The organism is Streptomyces sp. NPDC057010 (assembly GCF_042673805.1).
GTDB lineage: Bacteria > Actinomycetota > Actinomycetes > Streptomycetales > Streptomycetaceae > Streptomyces.
Genome location: NZ_JBHUSC010000037.1, coordinates 57,271 through 74,887 on the forward strand (window position 1 = coordinate 57,271; position 17,617 = coordinate 74,887).

Genomic DNA, 17,617 nt, shown 5'->3' on the forward strand with positions numbered 1-17,617 from the left:
GACCAGACCGGTCCGTTCCCAGAGGCTGGAGCACTTTCCCTTGGTCGCGACGAACACCACCACAGCGGCCGCGCCTCCCGATGCGGCGGGCCCGCGTGCCGGACACCCCGGCCGGCGCGGGCTCTCCCCGCAGACCCAGGGCACCCTGGCGCTGCTCCTGACCGTGTCGATCTGGGCCGCCTTCGCGCTCAGCGCCCGGGCCCTGAGCGCCTCCACCCTGCTGCCCGCCGACGCGGCCCTGCTGCGGTTCGGCGTCCCGCTCGTCGTCCTGTTCCCCGCGCTGTGGCGGCGCCGCCGGCGCATCGCCGCGGTCCGGCCGGGCGCAGCGGCCAAGATCATCTGCGGGGCGGGGGTGCCGTTCTTCCTGGCCGCGATGCACGGCGGCGCCCTGACCTCGGCCGCCTTCGTCGGCTCGATCGTCCCCGGCATGGTCCCGCTCTTCGTCTCCGCGCTCATGGCCGCCCGCGGGCACCGCGCCCCGCGCGGAACCCAGGCGGCCGGGCTCGCACTGATCGCCATCGGCGTGATCGCCCTCGTCTGGCGCTACGTCGTCCCCGTGGACGGCGGCGTCCTGGAGGGGGCCGGCACGCTCCTGGTGGCCAGCGGGCTGTGGGCCCTGTACACGGTGGGGCTGCGCGACGTGGACCTCGATCCCGTCGGGTCGATCGGGCTGCTGTGCCTGCCCTCCTTCGCGGTGATCGGGATCCTGGTCCTGGCCGGGGTGCTCCCCACCGGACTCGCCCACGCGGCGGGCGGCGACATCGCCCTCTTCCTCGTGGTGCAGGGCCTGGGGGTCGGGCTGTGCGCCGGCCTGCTGTACGCCTTCGCCATCCGCCGGCTGGGTGCCGAGCGCAGCGCGGCCGTCGGGAGCCTCAGTCCCGTGGCCGTGGTGCTGCTCGCCATCCCCCTGCTCGACGAGTCGCCCACCCTCGCCGTCCTGGTCGGCGTCCCCCTCATCACCGCCGGGGTCGTCCTCGCCAACCGGCGTCCCTCCGCCCGCCCCCACCCCCGCTCCGAGGTTCCCGCAGATGCTTGAGCTCCTCCCGCCGCCGCCCACCGACCCGCTGTGGGACCTGACCGCCGAGTTCGCGGCCGACGGGCGGCCCGAGCGGCTGAACCTCGTGCTCGGCGTCTACCGCGACGCCGGGGGCCGCACGCCCGTCATGGCCGCGGTGCGCGAGGCGGAGATCCTCCTCGCGGAGCGCTCCGCGTCCAAGGAGTACCGGGGCCTGTCCGGTAACGCCGCCTTCAACCGAGCCCTGCTGGGGATGGTCCTGGGCTCCGGCGACGCCGACCGGGCCGCGGCGGTGCAGACCGTCGCGGGCTCCGGCGCGCTGCGGCTGCTCGCCGACCTGATCTGCCGGACCCGCCCCGGCACCACGGTCTGGATCAGCGACCCGGCCTACGTCAACCACCGGCCCATCCTGGAGGCCGCCGGGCTGCGGGTGCGCCCGTACGGCTGGCGCGACGCGGACGGCGGCTTCGACGCGGAGGGGGTGCTGCGCGAGCTGAGCGGCGCCCGCCGGGACGACGTCGTGCTGCTGCAGGGCTGCTGCCACAACCCGACCGGGGTCGACCCGTCGCCGCAGGACTGGGCGGCGCTGGCCGATCTGGCGGTCCGGGCCGGCTGGGTGCCCTTCGTCGACCTCGCCTACCACGGGCTCGGCGGCGGCCTGGAAGCCGACCTCGCGCCGACCCGCATGCTGGCCGCGCGCGTCCCGGAGATGCTCATAGCCGTCAGCTGCTCGAAGAACTTCGGCCTCTACAGCGACCGCACCGGCTGCGCCATCGTCCTCGGCGCGTCCGGCCGGGCCGTGCGGCACGCCGAGACGACCCTGCAGAACGCCGCCCGGACGCTGTACTCGATGCCGCCCGAGCACGGCGCGGCCGTCGTCACGACGATCCTGGAGGACGAGCGGCTGAGCGCGCTGTGGCGGGCGGAAGTGGACGTCATGCGGGGCCGGATCGCGGCCAACCGCACCGATCTGACCACGCACCTGAGCGCCCTGGGCTGCGAGCCGCAGGCGCGCTCGCTCGCGCGGCAGCAGGGCATGTTCTCGATGCTGCCGCTCTCGCCGGAGCAGATGCTCCGGCTGCGCAGGCAGTTCGCGATCTACGGCACGACCTCGGGGCGGATCAACATCGCGGGGATCCCGGCCCACCGCATCCCGTTCCTCGCGCGCGGCATCGCCGGCGTCATCGGTACGGGTGTGGACGCGGGCGCGGGGACGGGCGCCGGCGCCCTGGCGTGACGGCCGCGGGCCCGAGGGCCCCGGACATGGCAGTCCCCGGCAGTCTCGCCGATTCCATGAGCCATCCGCCGTCGCCGACGGCTCCCGTGGAACGCAAGTGCTGCCGGGGGCCTGGCCAGAGCCTGGAACAGGGTCACGCGGGCCTCAGGACGTCTCCGGAGGGAGGTGCGGCTCTTTCCGGTATTCCGGTGTATTGATGAGTTTCCTCCCTATTTCTCCGGAGTCAAGAGCCCGGCGAAGGCGGCTGCGGAAAGTGCCGGACGCAGAGCCCCGCGCCGATGCCTCGGATAGGGTGAATCGGTAGGAATCGGGCCCCCGGGGCAAGGTCGGTGCAGTGGACACGTACCAGTCGACGAGCGAGGTGCCGGATCCGCCGGTGGCGGCCGTCGGCTACGCCGACGTGCTCCGCGAGCTGCTGCCGATCGCCCTGTGGCGGGAGGACGCGGACGGCCGGATCGTCGAATGGTCGCTCGCCGCCCAGGACCTGCTCGGCTACCGCCCCGAGGACATCCTCGGCCGCCTCGGCACCGAAGTCCTCGTCCCCGACCCCAACCGCGGGCTCGCCGATCAGCTGACCCGCCGCGTGCAGGCGGGCGAGACCGTCGTCGGCACCCTGCCCGTCCGCCACCGCGACGGCCACCGCGTCGCGATGGAGATGTGGATCGTCCCCGCCGCCGACCCGCACGGCCGTACGGGCGCCATGCTGATCGCCGTGGAGACCTCCGAGGTCCTCCACATGCGGGACTCCCTCGCCGCCCTCCAGAGCCTCTTCACCCAGTCACCCATCGGCCTCGGCACCCTCGGCCCGGACCTGCGCTTCCTGCGCGTCAACGACGCCCTGGCCCGGATGAACGGGGTGTCCGCCGCCGAACATCTCGGCCGGCGGCTCACCGAGGTGGTGCCCGGGGTCAACGCGACCGCGCTGGAGGCGATGATGCAGCAGGTGCTCGACAAGGGCACCCCCGTCGTCGACGTCCGCCGCACCGGACGCACCCCCGCGGACCCCGGGCACGACCGCACCTGGTCCTGCTCCTACGCCCCGCTGCTCGACGGCTCCGGGCACCGCCTCGGCCTGATCGCCTCCCTCATCGACATCACCGAGGGCCAGCAGGCCCAGGCCGACGCCGAACGGGCCCGCCACCGGTTCGCCCTGCTCGCGGAGGCGGGCACCCGCATCGGCACCACCCTGGACCTGCGGCAGACCGCCCAGGAGATCGTGGACGTCCTGGTACCGCAGCTCGCGGACTCGGCCGACGTACAGCTCCTCGAAGCGCTCCTCGGCCCCGACGAGGCCGCCGTCCCCGCGGCCTCCACCCGCGGGGTCATGCGCCGGCTCGCGGCCTCTTTCCCCGACCCGGACGCCCCCACGGCGAAACTCGCCCCCGGCCAGACCTTCCAGATCCCCACCGGCTCGGTCTACGAACAGGTCATCTCCGAGGGCCGGCCCATGGACCTGTACGCCTCCGACGTCCCGGCGCTGATCACCGACCCGCGCGCCGGTCCGCTGCGCAGCTACCTCGCCACCCTCGGCTCCGCCCGCATGATCCCGCTGGTCGCGCGCGGCACCGTACTCGGCGCGGTCGCCGTCACCCGGCTGCGCGAGCGCGAACCCTTCGACGAGCAGGACCGCGTCCTCATCGACGAACTGGTCGCCCGCGCCGCCCTCAACATCGACAACGCCCGGATGTACACCCGGCAGCGGCACGCCGCCCTCACCCTCCAGCGCAGCCTCACCAACAGCGCCCTGCCCCACGTCACCGGCCTCGAACTCACCGGCCGCTACCTGCCGGCCAGCGACCACGACGTCGGCGGGGACTGGTTCGACGTCATCCAGCTGCCCGGCGGCCGGACCGGGCTGGTCATCGGGGACGTCATGGGCCACGGGATCCACGCGGCGGCCGTCATGGGACAGCTGCGCACGGCCGTACGGACCCTGGCGCGCCTCGACGTGCCCCCGGAGCGGATGCTCCGCTCGCTCGACGCGGTCGTGGCCGACCTGGGCGAGGACGAGATGGCCACCTGCGTCTACGCCGTCCACGACCCGGTGTCCGGCGGCTGCGTGGTCGCCCGCGCCGGCCACCCGCCGCCGGCGGTGGCCGCGGCCGACGGCACCATCACCTTCCTCGACGGGCCGCCCGGGACCCCACTGGGGACCGGCGGGCAGGACTTCCGCACCGAGGAGGTGCCGCTGCCCCCGGGAAGCCTGCTCGTGCTCTACACCGACGGACTCATCGAGGCCCGGGACCGGGACCTCGACGAGGGCCTGGACCGGCTGGCGCAGGCCCTGCACGGGGCCGGGCAGCCGCTGGAGGAGCTGTGCGACGGGATCCTGCGGAGCCTGCTGCCCAGTGCCCCCCAGGACGACGTGGCGGTCCTCCTGGCCCGCACCCGCCCGTAGGAGGCCAGGGGCCGGGGACTACCAGGCCAGGTCCTCCAGCGCGTCCAGGTCCAGCGGCGCGGGCGCCGGCGGCTCCGCGCCCCCGGTCAGCGGCAGCTCGGCCCAGATGACCTTGCCGCGCTCCGTGTAGCGCGTTCCCCACCGCTCGGAGTACTGCGCGACGAGGAACAGCCCGCGCCCGCCCTCGTCGGTGGTGGCCGCGTACCGCAGGTGCGGGGCGGTGCTGCTGCCGTCGGCGACCTCGCAGATCAGGCTGCGGTCGCGCAGCAGCCGTACGCGCACGGGCGCGCTGCCGTACCGGATGGCGTTGGTGATCAGCTCGCTGAGGATGAGCTCGGTGGTGAAGGAGATGTCCTCCAGCCCCCAGGCGGCGAGCTGCGCGGCCCCCGCGTTGCGCACCCGGGAGACGGCCGACGGGTCGCCGGGCACCTCCCATTCCGCGATCCGCTCCGGCTCCAGCAGCCGGGTGTCGGCGATCAGCAGGGCGATGTCGTCGCTCTGCACCGGATACAGCAGCGCGGAGAGCACGTCCGAGCAGGCCTGGTCGGGGCTGCGGCCGGTCCGGGACAGGGTCTCGGAGAGCAGGGTCAGGCCCGCGTCGAAGTCCCGGTGGCGGTCCTCCACGAGACCGTCGGTGAACAGCACCAGGCGGCTCCCCTCGGGCAGCAGGAGCTCGGTGGCCTCGAAGGGCATGCCGCCCACGCCCAGCGGGAGCCCGGCCGGCAGCTCGGGGAACTCCACCTCCCCGTCGGAGCTGACCAGCGCCGGCCCCGGGTGCCCGGCGCTGGCCATCACGCACCGCCCGGACACGGGGTCGTAGACCGCGTAAAGGCAGGTGGCGCCGGTGATGCCGGCGGCTTCGCCCACCCCGTCCGGGGCGCCGTCCTCCTCCTCGAAGAAGCCGCCGTCCCCGGTCTCGTCCTGGTCGATCCGGTTGATCAGCTCGTCCAGGTGCCCCAGCAGTTCGTCCGGCGGCAGGTCCAGGGTGGAGAAGTTGTGCACGGCGGTCCGCAGCCGCCCCATCGTGGCCGCGGCGTGCACCCCGTGCCCGACGACGTCGCCGACGACCAGCGCCACCCGCGCGCCCGGCAGGGCGATCACGTCGAACCAGTCCCCGCCCACCCCCGCCTTCGCGGGCAGGTAGCGGAAGGCGACGTCCACGGCGGTCTGGTCGGGCAGCACCCGCGGCAGCAGGCTGCGCTGGAGGGTCACGGCCATGGCGTGCTCGCGGGTGAAACGGCGGGCGTTGTCGATGGAGACGGCCGCGCGCGCCCCCAGCTCCTCCGCGAAGGACAGGTCCTCCTCGTCGAAGGACTCCGGCGTGTCGGCGGCCCGCCAGAAGTTGGCCATGCCCAGGACCACGCCCCGGGCCTGGAGCGGTACGGAGATCAGCGAGTGCAGTCCGTAGTCGAGGGCGACGGCGGTCCCGTCGGAGTCCTGGGCCCGCCAGCCCATCGCGGCCGTCAGGTCGGCCGCGAGCACCCCGTGCCCGGCGTCCAGGGCCGCCGCCATCGGCGCCGTCGGCACCTCGAAGCGGATGGTGTCGCCGACCGGCTGAAGCGGCGAGTCCGTGCGGACACCGCTCATGGCCGCCCGCCGCATCTCGCTGTACACCCCGGCGCCCGCCGAGGGCTCGTCACCGCGCAGCACCGGCTCCAGCAGCTCCACGGTGACGAAGTCCGCGAAGCGCGGCACCGCGACCTCCGACAGCTCCTCGGCGGTGCGCACCACGTCCAGGGTGGTTCCGATCCGCACACCCGCCTCGTAGAGCATCTGGAGCCGCTCGCGGGCCACCTCGGCCCGGCCGGAGAGCGCGGCGAGCTCGGTGGTGTCGCGCAGGGTCATGACGGTGCCGGAGGGCTGGCCCGCGTACGGCTTGGTGGGGCGGACGTTCACCGCGAGCAGCCGGTCGCCCGCCAGGTGCACCTCGTCCGTGGCGCTGCGGCCCGAGGCGAGGAGTTCGGCGGTGCGCGGGTCCAGGCCGAGATCGCCGACGTGCCGCTGTTCGGCGTCGGCGGGGAGGTCGAGCAGCCGGCGGGCCTCGTCGTTGGCGAGGAGCAGCTGCCGGTCGGCACTGATGATGAGCACGCCCTCGCGCACGGCGTGCAGAACGGCCTCGTGGTGTTCGTTCATCCGGGTCATCTCGGCGACGCCCCAGCCGTGGGTCTGGCGCCGCAGCCGGTTGCTGACGAGGGCCGCGCCGCCCGTGCCGAGCAGCAGCGCGCCGCCCGCCGCGCCGAGCAGCAGCCGGAGCTGGTCCCCGACCGCGTCGGAGACGTTGACCACCTCGATGCCGGTGCCGACCAGGCCCACGACGGCGCCGCTGGCGTCCCGTACGGGCACGACGGCCCGCACCGCGTCGCTCGGCTCGCCCCTGAAGGTCTCCGTGAAGGACTGCCCGGCGACGGCCCGGGAGAGGTCGCCCGAGGCCCGCTCCCCGATCAGCTCGGGCCGCGAGTCGGTGTACCGGATCCCGCTGGTGCTCATCACGGCGATGAAGTCGACGCCCGAGGCCCGCCGGGCGGCGTCGGCCAGCGGCTGGAGCGTCGCGGTCGGGTCCGGCGACTTGAGGGCCGCCGGGAGGCCGGGGGCGTGCGCGAAGGCCTCGGCGGCCGCGAGCGAGCGGTTGCGGGCGTCGCGCTCGCTGTCGTAGCGGGCCTGGACCACCAGGGCCACGGCGGCCGCCGCGATCAGCAGGAGCACGATCACCGCCTGGAGGGCGAAGACCTGACCGGCGACGCTACGCATGCCCGAGGACAGGCGCGCCAGCAGGCGCGGGCCCCATCCGGTCGGCTGGCGACCAAAACGTCCGGTCATGAGCCCTTTTTAACACTGTCGAGAGGGTTTGGGAGTGGGCGCCGCCTCGGCCTTGCGGCCTTGGAGCGGGACCTCGAACGCCGCCGGGCCCGGATATGCCTGAGGCCCGGCATCCCTCTCGGGGGTGCCGGGCCTCGGGGCCGTCAGGTCAGAGGACGTCGGCGGCGATGTTGGCCGCGACGCGCTCCAGCAGGGGGCCCGCGTTCGGGATGGACTTGGCCGGGTCGGGCTCCAGGTCCGTCAGCGGGTAGGCGCGGCGGATGCCGGCCGCCTCCAGGGCCTCCTGGCCCAGCAGCAGGCGGCCGCAGACCGCCACCACCGGCTTGCCCGCGGCGCGCGCGGCGGCCGCGACGCCGGCCGGGGCCTTGCCGTGCAGGGTCTGCTCGTCCAGCGAGCCCTCACCGGTGATGACCAGCGTGGCCCGCTCCAGCGCCGGCGCGAAGCCCAGCACCTCCAGCATCAGCTCGATGCCCGGACGGAAGCTCGCGCCCAGCAGCAGGGCGCCGTAGCCGATGCCGCCCGCGCCGCCCGCGCCCGGGGAGGCCGCGAGTTCGGTGGCCTTCGAGCCGATCGACTTCTCCAGCACCGACGCGTAGTGCGCCAGCGCCGCGTCGAGCGTCGCCACGTCCTGCGGCGTCGCGCCCTTCTGCGGGCCGTAGACGGCCGCGCAGCCCTTCGGGCCGGTCAGCGGGTTGTCCACGTCACTGGCCAGCACGAAGTCGACCTCCGCGAAGCGCGGGTCGATCCCCGACAGGTCCGCCGAGGCCAGGGACGCCAGCGCGCCGCCGCCCGGACCGACCGGTTCACCGTTCGCGTCCAGGAACACCGCGCCCAGCGCGGCCAGCATGCCAGCGCCGCCGTCGGTGGTGGCGCTGCCGCCCACGCCGAAGACGATCGAGCGCGCGCCCGCGTCCAGCGCGGCCTTCAGCACCTCGCCCGAGCCGTACGTGGTGGCCGTCAGCGGCGCGAAGGTGCCCGCCGGCAGCAGCTGCAGCCCGGAGGCCTCCGCCATCTCGACCACGGCGGTGCCGTCGCGCAGGGCGAAAGCGGCCGTGACCTGGTCGCCGAGGGGTCCGGTGACCCGTACCTCCCGGCGTTCGAAACCGGCCGCCACAGCGGCCGCGACCGTGCCGTCGCCGCCGTCCGCGACGGGGAGGGTCTCGACCTCCACGTCCGGTACGGCCTTGCGAAGGCCGGCCGTCACCCGCTCCGCGACCTGAACGGCCGTGAGCGAGCCCTTGAATTTGTCCGCGGCGATGAGCACGCGCGCGGTCTCAGTTACTGCTCCGTCCGTCACCTTGCTAATCCCTTGCTATCGAACAGTGCAGTCGCGCCACCCTGAGCCTATCCGGAGGATCCTCCTATGCCCATGCGTGGCCTGAGACACACCCGGCGCGCCATGCCCCTAAATACGGATATACACCCACATAGTGTGGCGGCATGATCACGGATTCACTGGAACAGCCACGTCCGGATTCCCCAGACGGGCGCTCCGAAGGCCCCGCGGACGGCAGGCCCGACGGCGCGCCCGACGGCACCGTCGTCGCCGTGGGCGTGATCGCCGTGCTGGCCGTCGTCGCCTGGGCGGCCCTCGCCAAGGGCTCCTTCGACACCGCCTCGGGCACCGCGCTCGCCTGGGTGCTGTCCAATTTCGCCTGGCTGTTCGTGATCGCGGCCGACGTCTTCCTCGTGATGTGCGTGGTCCTCGCGATCAGCCGGTTCGGCCGGATCCGCCTCGGCCCCGACGACTCCGAGCCGGAGTTCACCAACCTGGCCTGGATCGCGATGATGTTCAGCGCCGGCATGGGCATCGGCCTGATGTTCTACGGGGTCGGGGAGCCGCTCACGCACTACCTGAACCCGCCGCCCGCCTCCGGGGCGGCCCCCGGCACGGGTGGCGCGGCCCGCGCGGCCATGGAGTACTCCTTCTTCCACTGGACCCTCACCCCCTGGGCGATCTACGGCATCGTCGGGCTGGCCCTGGCCTACGCGACCTTCCGCAAGAGCCGCGGCAACCGCCTCAGCTCCGCCTTCGTCCCGCTGATGGGGGAGGAGCGGTCCAACCGCTGGCCGGGCAGGGCCATCGATCTGCTCGCCGTCTTCGCCACCGTGTTCGGCACCGCGACCAGCCTCGGGCTCGGAGCCCTCCAGGTGTCGAAGGGGCTCGAGATCACCACCGGCGTGGAGGACTCCACCACCGTCGAGCTGATCATCATCGGCTCGCTCTCGGCGGCCTTCGTGCTCTCCGCCTTCTCCGGCCTGCACAAGGGCGTGAAGTGGCTGAGCACCATCAACATCGTGCTCGCCGCCACCCTGATGCTGTTCGTCTTCGTCCTCGGCCCCACCGTCTACGTCCTCGACGTGATCCCCGCCGGTGTCGGCGGCTACCTGCACGAGCTGCTGCCCATGGCCAGCCGCACCGGTGCCTTCACCGACGCCGAGTGGCTCGGCGCGTGGACGATCTTCTACTGGGCGTGGTGGCTCTCCTGGGCCCCGTTCGTCGGCACCTTCATCGCCCGCATCTCGCGCGGCCGCACCATCCGCGAGTTCCTCGTCGGCGTGCTCCTCGTCCCCAGCGGCGCCACCGTGATCTGGTTCTGCGTCATGGGCGGCACCGCCATCCGCCTCGACTCCACCGGCGCCGTGGACTTCGCCGCCAAGATCAAGGACGGTACCGAAGCCTCGCTCTTCGCGATGCTGGACGCGCTGCCGCTCGGCACGCTCACCTCGTGGGTCGCCATGGCCCTGGTCATGACGTACTTCGTCACCAGCGCCGACTCGGCCTCCCTGGTCATGGGCTCGCTCGCCAGCCGCGGCTCGCTCCACCCGCCGACCTGGCTGGTCGTCACCTGGGGCGTGCTGATGGCCGCCGTCGCCGCCGTCCTCCTCGTCGCAGGCGGCCTGAAGTCCCTCCAGACCGCGACGATCCTGGTCGCGCTGCCGTTCGTCATCGTCATGCTGGTGCTCTGCTGGGCCCTGGTGAAGGAACTCCGGGAGGACCCCGGTGCCGGGCCCGCCCGCCACCACGCGCTGCACGGGCTGCGCGACGCGGTCCGGGCCATGGTCGGCGACGCCATCACCGAGCAGGCGCCGGCCCGGCATCCCCGGCTGCGGCGCGTCGCGGAGTCCAGGGCCCGGGACCGCGAGGACGGCGCGGGCCCGGGGTCGCCAGCTCCGGCGGGCCGTGCGGCCCACCGGGTCACGAAAGCTCGTACACCGCCATCCGGCCGTTGTCGTAGACCTTCTTCGCGAGGTCGCCCAGGAGCGGCGACTCGTCGCCCGACGGGCGGTGCGCCACCACGTAGCGGACGTGGTACTCGTCGTGGAGCCGGCGCAGGACCGCGGCCGTCGGGCGGTACACGGCGTCCTCGTTGAGGCGGAACAGGTCCTGGTCCCAGAACGGGCCGCCGTAGGCCGCGCTGCCGCCGGAGAGGGCCATCGCGCGCGGCGCGTACGCCCAGCCCTCGATCAGCACCGACCGCTCCGAGTAGGCGCTGAGCCACTGCGAGCGGACGTTGTCGCACTTCTCACCGGGGGCGAGGGGGCCCTCCAGCTCCCAGCAGTGGCTGTTGGTGGCCAGCACGTCCGCCGGCTCGCTGTGGGCGCGGATCCAGCGCGCCGCCTGCACCTGCGCTCCGGGCATCACCCAGGAGTACGACCACAGGGCCTCCCGGGACTGCAGCATGTCGTGGAACAGCCCCGGGGTGCCCGCCGTGAGGGCGGCGGTCAGCAGGACGATCCCGCCGCGGCCGCGCAGCGCGGGCCACACCCGGCCGCCGAGCCGCCACAGGACGGCGCCGGCGAGGGCCGCCAGGGCCAGTACGGCGGCCGCGGCGAGCGCGGGCAGCAGCACGGAGTAGGAGGCGCCGGTGCGCTGGTCCCCGGCGAGCCGCAGGACGTACGCCGACCAGCGGCCCGAGTAGCGCTGGATCGCGAAGGTGAGCAGCCCGCAGAGGACGACCGCGCCGACGGCGAGGCCGGCCTTGGCCCGCGTGCCCAGCGCGGCGCGCTCGAACGTCTCGCAGAAGCCCCAGGCCGACAGGACGGCCCCGAAGGGCAGCGCGGCGAGGGTGAAGTAGCTGGCGTTGTAACCGTTGACGGCCAGGTAGGCGCAGGGGCCCGCCACTGCGGCGCCGAGCAGGAACCACTGGACCGGTTCCAGCCTGAAGCGCCGGCGGGCGATCAGCGGGATCATGCCGAGCAGCTTCAGCTGGTGGTTCAGTACGAACGCGGCCAGGGTCGCCGTGACCACGAGGGCCTGGAAGGCCGGCGACCGCAGCTGCCCCGGGTCGGCCCAGTAGGCGCGGACGTTGCCGAAGGGGATGACCTCGAGGCCGTAGCTCTCGAAGTGGAAGATGACCGCCGTCGCGAAGAGCTGGGCGGCGCCCAGGACCGCGCCGAGCGCGACCACGTTCCACGGGATCCGGCGGTCGGCGATCAGCAGCACGAGCCCGGCGAGGGCGAGCCCGGCGAGCGTGACGGGCAGCGTGCTCGCCTTGGCCGCGGTGGAGGCCAGCGCGAACATCGCGACGAGGACGTACACCCCGCGGCCGAAGAGCGGGGCGTCCTCACCGGCCGCGATGGCAGCGGCGTCCCGGCGGCTCCTGCGCAGCGCGTCGCCGACGACACCCATCAGCGCGATGAGCAGCGGCTGGCTGTACGTCAGGGAGAGGCTCGACCACGACATCAGCCGGACGGCCGGCGCACCGAAGGTCCAGGTGGGGACGGGGTTGGGGTAGGCGGCCGTGAACTCGGCGACCGCGAAGACCAGCAGCGCCGCCACGGGGCCCGCCCAGGCGCGTCCGGTGAGCCGCCGGGCGACCACCGCGGTGATCACCAGGCCGAGCGCGCTCAGCGCCGGGACCATGAGCCGGGACTCGATCACCGCGAGGTCGATGTGCCCGACCATGTCGGTCATCGCCATGTGGGCGAAGGTGAACCAGTGGTAGTACAGGGGCTCGCCGGAGGCCTGGGGCAGGGTCAGCGGGACGTTCTGCTTCGCGTTCGCGGCGAGCGACAGCATGTACGGCATGTCGCCGAAGAGCCTGCTGCCCTCCTTGTCCGGCAGCACCGGATACAGGGACAGGAAGACCTGGTGGAAGTAGACGGTGCTGAGCATCACCGTGCCGGAGAGCGACCAGGACCAGGCCGGGGAGGAGGGGGTGTAGCCGCGCGGGCGCCAGTGCCGCCGCAGCCGCGGCACCGCGGCGAAGGGGATCACCACGGCGAGCGGCCACGCGGGGGCGAACGACTGGGCGCCGGCCTTGACGAGGACCGCCCAGGCGGCCAGCTCCAGGACGAGGCCGGTGACCGCACCGAAGGCGAGGTCCTCGACCAGGGAGTGCGGCCGCCGGCGCAGGGCCCGGAACACGAGGGTGCCGGGCAGCACGACGCCCCACAGCACGTAGAAGGTGTAGCGGGCGATGTCCGCGGCCGGGGTGTCCGAGGCCAGCAGCAAGGAGACCAGGAGGAGGTAGGCGGCGACCGCCGGCAGGAACCGCCAGAAGGCGAGCGGTCCGGGCCGGTCGGCCGTGCGCGACGGGGACGAGCCGACCGGCGGCCGCGCCCGGGAGTCTGTCCGCTCGGGCGCGGCGCTGTCAGTTGTACCCATACGTGTTGTTTCTTCCCTACCTGCTGTGCGTCGGCCGCCCCGGTCCGGGGCGGCCGGATTCAGGCCGCGTCAGGCCGCGTACTCGGGGACCCGCTGGTCGGGCACCTCGGCCGCGCCGTCCTCGGCGGAGTCGAAGCCGACGAAGTACGCGGGCCGGGCCTGGACGGCCGAGTAGATCCTGCCTATGTACTCGCCGAGCAGGCCGACGCAGACCAGCTGCACACCGCCGAGGAAGACCATGCCGATGAACAGCGAGGCCCAGCCGGGGACGGTCGCGCCGAGCGCGTACTGGATCGTGGTGTAGATCGCCAGGGCGAAGCAGATCAGGAAGCTCGTCAGGCCGAGCCAGGTGGCGAGCCGCAGCGGGCTGGCGGAGAAGTTCGTGATGCTGTCGAGGGCCAGCCGGATCATCTTCGACAGCGGGTAGTGGGTGCTGCCGGCGACCCGCTCCTCGCGGACGTAGACGACCTCACCGCTGCTGAAGCCGAGCCACGGCACGAGCAGGCGGTAGACCGGCTGGTGCTCGGGCAGCGACTTGAGCGCGTCCACGGCCGCCCGGCTGAGCAGGCGGAAGTCGCCGGCCTGGTTGGGCATGTTCTTGCCGACGAGCTTGCGCATCAGCCAGTAGTAGGCGCCGGCCGTGCGCCGCTTGAAGAAGGTGTCGGTGCCGCGGTCGCCGCGCACGCCGTAGACGATGTCCAGGTCCTTCTCGCGGGCCAGCTCGTACATCTCGACGATCTTCTCCGGCGGGTCCTGGAGGTCGGCGTCGATGGAGACGACGTACTCGCCGTAGGCCCGGTGGATGCCCGCCGTCAGCGCGGCCTGGTGCCCGGAGTTGCGGGCGAACCGCACGATGCGCAGCTCGGGCCAGTCCTGGCGGATCTTCTGCATGATCACCGGGGTGGCGTCGGTGCTGCCGTCGTCGATGCCGACGACCTCGTAGCCGATCCCCATGCCGTCCAGGATCGGGCGCAGACGCGCCACGGTCAGCGGCAGGGCCTCCTGCTCGTTGTAGATCGGGATCACGACGGACAGCACGGGGACCGGCCTGTCGGCCTCTTCGCGTGCCGGGGCTGCTGCGTTCTGCATGGCGGGGCTTGTCTTCAATCTCCGAGAGCGGAAGACCGCCGGCGGATGCCCGACGATCTGACCTGCCGAGCGCGGTCCGCGAGGGACCGCCGGGCCGAAGTGTTCGCGACGCACCGGCTACCGGAGCCCTCGGCGCCACAGGGCGGAAGTCAGCGACCCGGGCGAGCGGCAACAATATCATCCGAAAAACAATCGCCTTGGGGGCCGTCTCCGGTACCGGCGGGGGCCGAATGTCCCGCGCCCCGTGGCCCGCAGGCCTCGGTAGGGTGGCCGGGTGACCACCACGGATGACTACGCCACGTACATCGCGAGCCTGCCCCGCGTGCTGGCCGGTGCGGCCGCCCTCTACCGGGACGCCGAGGGCCGGGTCCTGCTCGTCGAGCCCAACTACCGCGAGGGCTGGGCCCTGCCAGGCGGCACGATCGAGTCGGACCAGGGCGAGTCACCCCGTACGGCGGCGCGCCGCGAGAGCGCCGAGGAGATCGGCATCGACGTACCGCTCGGCCGGCTCCTCGCCGTCGACTGGACCCTCGGCCCGGACCGCCCGCCGCTCGTCGCGTACCTCTACGACGGCGGAGTGCTGGACGCCGACCGGCTCGCCTCCATCACGCTCCAGGAGGACGAGCTGATCTCCTGGCGGCTGGTCGACCCCGCCGAACTCACCGCGTACCTCCCCGGATCGCTCGGACTGCGCACCGAAGAGGCCTACCGGGTCCTGCAGTCGGGCGAGGGCACCGCGGAACTGGAGAACGGCCGCCGCCCGTCCGCATCCTGAAGACCGGCCTCCCGACGACCGGCCTCGTAACACCGGGCTTACTGCGAGCAGGACAGAATCATCTGATGATCACGATGTACGCCTGGCCCAGCACCGCCGACGGGCCCGACGCCCTGCCCATGGTCCACTTCACCACCGACGAGCAGGCCGGGGGCGAAGTCACCCCCGAGGGCACGCCGGTCTGGCTGTTCGACACCGCGATACGCGAGGGCGGCTGGGCCCAGTTCGCCGACTTCGAGGGCTGGTCCGTGCCCGCCACCCAGTGGCAGGCCTTCTACCGCCGCGAGGACGACCTCCTCGCCGTCAGCGGCCCCGGCTCCTGCGAAGGCTGGTACCAGGGCAACCTCGGCGCCGACGCCGACTGGGTGGAGGCCGCCGCCGCCCGGCAGAGCGTGGTCCTGCTCGCCGCCCCCGTCCAGCACCCGTCCCTGTACGGCTACGCCGTGGAGGCCGGGGCCGCCTTCGCACTGCTGGTCCCGCTGCTCGTCGTGTAGGGCCGGCTAGCTCGGGCTGCCGGACTCGAAGGCCAGCAGCCGCACCTTGCGCTCGATGCCGCCGCCGTAGCCGGTCATGCCGCCCGAGGCCCCGATCACCCGGTGGCAGGGCACGATGATCCCGATCGGGTTCTTCCCGTTGGCCAGGCCCACCGCACGGGAGGCGTTCGGCTTGCCCAGCTCGGCGGCGAGCCGCCCGTACGACCACGTCTCGCCGTAGGGGATCCGTACCAGCTGGTCCCACACGCGGCGCTGGAAGTCGGTGCCCTCCAGCCGGAGCGGGAGGTCGAACTCGGTGAGTTCCCCCGCGAAGTAGGCGGCCAGCTGCCGGGCCACCGCCGGGAAGGGCTCCTCGGCCGGCGCGACCCGCTCCCCGAAGGACTCCTCGGCGGGCCGGTGGCGCTGCCCGGCCATGTAGAGGCCGCTGAGGACGCCGTCCGTGGCGACCAGGGTGAGCGGGCCGTAGGGGCTGTCGACGACGGTGTGCTGCTTGCTGCTCATGGATCGTGCTCCTCGGACGTCAGACGGGCAGGTGGTTGATGGCGTGGTCCTCGGTGGCCCACAGGTACTGCACGGCGTACGCGCGCCAGGGCCGCCAGGCGGCCGCGCGGGCGGTCAGCGCGCCGGGGCTGGAGGGCAGCCCCAGACGCTGCGCGGAGCGCCGCACGCCCAGGTCGGACGGGAGGAACGCGTCGGGGTCGCCGAGCGCCCGCATCGCGATGATCTCGGTGGTCCACGGGCCGAAGCCGGGCAGCGCCGAGAGCTGGGCGCGCGCCGCCTCCCAGTCGCTGTCGATGCCGAGGGGCAGCGAGCCGTCGGCGAGGGCCGACACCAGGGTGGTCAGCGTGGCGCGCCGGCTGCGCGGCAGGGCCAGCGACTCCGGGTCCAGGCCGGCCAGGCACTGCGGTGAGGGGAAGAGGTGGGTCAGCCCGCCCAGGGGGTCCTCGATCCGCTCCCCGTACGCGGTGACCAGCCGGGCCGCGTGCGTGCGGGCGGCCGCGGTGGACACCTGCTGGCCGAGGACCGCCCGTACGGCGAACTCCTGGGCGTCGACCGTACGGGGAACCCGGCGGCCGGGGGCCTTGTCCACGAGGGGGGCCAGCAGCGGGTCGGAGCGCAGCTGCTCGTCCACGGCCTCCGGGTCGGCGTCGAGGTCGAGCATCCAGCGGCAGCGGCTGATGGCGATGGTGAGGTCGCGCAGGTCGGTCAGGGCGAGGCGGCAGCCGATGTGATCGGGCTGCGGGGTGAGCGCGACCACGCCGGTGCCGTAGGGGAGGCGCAGGGTGCGGCGGTAGGCGCCGTCCCGCCACTCCTCGACCCCGGGGACGGCGGTCGCGGCGAGGTGCCCGAAGAGGTTGTCGGGGGTGAGCGGGGCCCGGAACGGCAGCCGCAGGCTGATCGTCCCCGGGATCCGGGGGGTGGCGTCCTTGGCGCGGCTGGCCTTGACGGCGCGCTGCCGCAGCTCGCTAGGGGCCAGGGCGAAGACCTCGCGGACGGTGTCGTTGAAGGTGCGGATGGAGGAGAAGCCGGCGGCGAAGGCCACGTCGCCCATCGGGAGCTCGGAGGTCTCGATGAGCAGCCGGGCCGTCTGCGCGCGCTGGGCCCGGGCGAGGGCGAGCGGGCCGGCGCCGAGCTCGGCGTTGAGCTGCCGCTCCACCTGGCGGGTGGAATAGCCGAGCCGCAGGGCCAGGCCCGGCACTCCCTCCCGGTCCACGACGCCGTCCTGGATCAGCCGCATCGCGCGGGCGACGGCGTCGGCGCGGGCGTTCCACTCGGGGGAGCCGGGGCTGGTGTCGGGCCGGCACCGCTTGCAGGCCCGGAACCCGGCCTGCTGGCAGGCGGCGGCGCTGGGCAGGAAGGTCATGTTCTCGACCTTGGGCGGCACGGCGGGGCAGCTGGGCCGGCAGTAGATCCGGGTGGTCAGGACCGCGGTGAAGAACCATCCGTCGAAGCGGGCGTCCTTCGACTGCACGGCTCTGACGCAGCGCTCGGTGTCGGTGTGCATGGCTCCAGGATCCGGGCTCCGGCTGCCTCCGGCTGGCAGTTTTCCGACATCAAGACTACGACCCGGTCGGGGCTGCCGAGCAGGGTGCGGCGCCGCTGCGGGGGCTCGGGGCGGAGCCCCCGCAGTGTGTAATGACAATGAAATCGGGATGGAGACGTACGATCATGTGTTCTGGG

General features: G+C 73.6%; 11 protein-coding genes. 6 read left to right on the forward strand and 5 right to left on the reverse strand.

The annotated features are described in order from the left end of the window. Positions 1–40 precede the first annotated feature (40 nt). From ACFTXQ_RS26220 to ACFTXQ_RS26230, 3 genes are all read left to right on the forward strand, one after another. Positions 41–1,036, forward strand: coding sequence for a DMT family transporter (locus tag ACFTXQ_RS26220; protein WP_382644795.1), 996 nt, complete (start codon positions 41–43; stop codon positions 1,034–1,036). Next, positions 1,029–2,252: an aromatic amino acid transaminase gene (locus ACFTXQ_RS26225; protein ID WP_382644797.1), complete on the forward strand. Its 1,224-nt coding sequence runs from the start codon at positions 1,029–1,031 to the stop codon at positions 2,250–2,252. The genes ACFTXQ_RS26220 and ACFTXQ_RS26225 overlap by 8 nt, the downstream gene beginning before the upstream one ends. 334 nt (positions 2,253–2,586) lie before the next feature. Then, positions 2,587–4,650, forward strand: coding sequence for a SpoIIE family protein phosphatase (locus tag ACFTXQ_RS26230; RefSeq protein WP_382644799.1), 2,064 nt, complete (start codon positions 2,587–2,589; stop codon positions 4,648–4,650). A gap of 18 nt (positions 4,651–4,668) precedes the next feature. Here the strand turns inward: ACFTXQ_RS26230 and ACFTXQ_RS26235 are convergent, their stop codons facing one another. Together ACFTXQ_RS26235 and ACFTXQ_RS26240 are read right to left on the reverse strand one after the other, a co-directional pair. After that, complete coding sequence (locus tag ACFTXQ_RS26235) at positions 4,669–7,467, reverse strand: SpoIIE family protein phosphatase (RefSeq protein WP_382644801.1); 2,799 nt, start codon at positions 7,465–7,467, stop codon at positions 4,669–4,671. A gap of 148 nt (positions 7,468–7,615) precedes the next feature. Beyond that, positions 7,616–8,764, reverse strand: coding sequence for a glycerate kinase (locus ACFTXQ_RS26240; RefSeq protein WP_382644803.1), 1,149 nt, complete (start codon positions 8,762–8,764; stop codon positions 7,616–7,618). Between the two features lie 143 nt (positions 8,765–8,907). Here ACFTXQ_RS26240 and ACFTXQ_RS26245 point away from each other — a divergent pair, with 143 nt between their 5' ends. Further along, entirely contained in the window at positions 8,908–10,842 is a 1,935-nt protein-coding gene (locus tag ACFTXQ_RS26245) for a BCCT family transporter (RefSeq protein WP_382644805.1), read from the forward strand. A 2,305-nt stretch (positions 10,843–13,147) separates the two neighbouring features. Here the strand turns inward: ACFTXQ_RS26245 and ACFTXQ_RS26250 are convergent. Beyond that, positions 13,148–14,167, reverse strand: a complete 1,020-nt coding sequence (locus tag ACFTXQ_RS26250) for a glycosyltransferase family 2 protein (RefSeq protein ID WP_382644807.1) — start codon at positions 14,165–14,167, stop codon at positions 13,148–13,150. A gap of 274 nt (positions 14,168–14,441) precedes the next feature. Between ACFTXQ_RS26250 and ACFTXQ_RS26255 the strand changes: the two genes are divergently transcribed. After that, entirely contained in the window at positions 14,442–14,942 is a 501-nt protein-coding gene (locus ACFTXQ_RS26255; protein WP_382644809.1) for an NUDIX domain-containing protein, read from the forward strand. A 65-nt stretch (positions 14,943–15,007) separates the two neighbouring features. Then, positions 15,008–15,436: a hypothetical protein gene (locus tag ACFTXQ_RS26260; RefSeq protein ID WP_382644811.1), complete on the forward strand. Its 429-nt coding sequence runs from the start codon at positions 15,008–15,010 to the stop codon at positions 15,434–15,436. 6 nt (positions 15,437–15,442) lie between these two features. On the opposite strand, the gene ACFTXQ_RS26265 is transcribed toward ACFTXQ_RS26260, so the two are convergent. Together ACFTXQ_RS26265 and ACFTXQ_RS26270 are read right to left on the reverse strand one after the other, a co-directional pair. Further along, positions 15,443–15,937, reverse strand: a complete 495-nt coding sequence (locus ACFTXQ_RS26265) for a methylated-DNA--[protein]-cysteine S-methyltransferase (protein ID WP_382644812.1) — start codon at positions 15,935–15,937, stop codon at positions 15,443–15,445. Between the two features lie 19 nt (positions 15,938–15,956). After that, the gene (locus ACFTXQ_RS26270) at positions 15,957–17,441 is read right to left on the reverse strand and encodes a DNA-3-methyladenine glycosylase 2 family protein (RefSeq protein WP_382644814.1); all 1,485 of its coding nucleotides are present in this window, start codon (positions 17,439–17,441) and stop codon (positions 15,957–15,959) included. Positions 17,442–17,617: the final 176 nt, after the last annotated feature.

What these genes read in the sequence shown, in the direction of transcription:
- ACFTXQ_RS26270 (WP_382644814.1), bottom strand. Translation starts at nt 17,441, where the DNA reads ATGCACACCGACACCGAGCGCTGCGTCAGAGCCGTGCAGTCGAAGGAC.
- ACFTXQ_RS26260 (WP_382644811.1), top strand. Translation starts at nt 15,008, where the DNA reads ATGATCACGATGTACGCCTGGCCCAGCACCGCCGACGGGCCCGACGCC.
- ACFTXQ_RS26265 (WP_382644812.1), bottom strand. Translation starts at nt 15,937, where the DNA reads ATGAGCAGCAAGCAGCACACCGTCGTCGACAGCCCCTACGGCCCGCTC.
- ACFTXQ_RS26235 (WP_382644801.1), bottom strand. Translation starts at nt 7,467, where the DNA reads ATGACCGGACGTTTTGGTCGCCAGCCGACCGGATGGGGCCCGCGCCTG.
- ACFTXQ_RS26250 (WP_382644807.1), bottom strand. Translation starts at nt 14,167, where the DNA reads ATGCAGAACGCAGCAGCCCCGGCACGCGAAGAGGCCGACAGGCCGGTC.
- ACFTXQ_RS26245 (WP_382644805.1), top strand. Translation starts at nt 8,908, where the DNA reads ATGATCACGGATTCACTGGAACAGCCACGTCCGGATTCCCCAGACGGG.
- ACFTXQ_RS26225 (WP_382644797.1), top strand. Translation starts at nt 1,029, where the DNA reads ATGCTTGAGCTCCTCCCGCCGCCGCCCACCGACCCGCTGTGGGACCTG.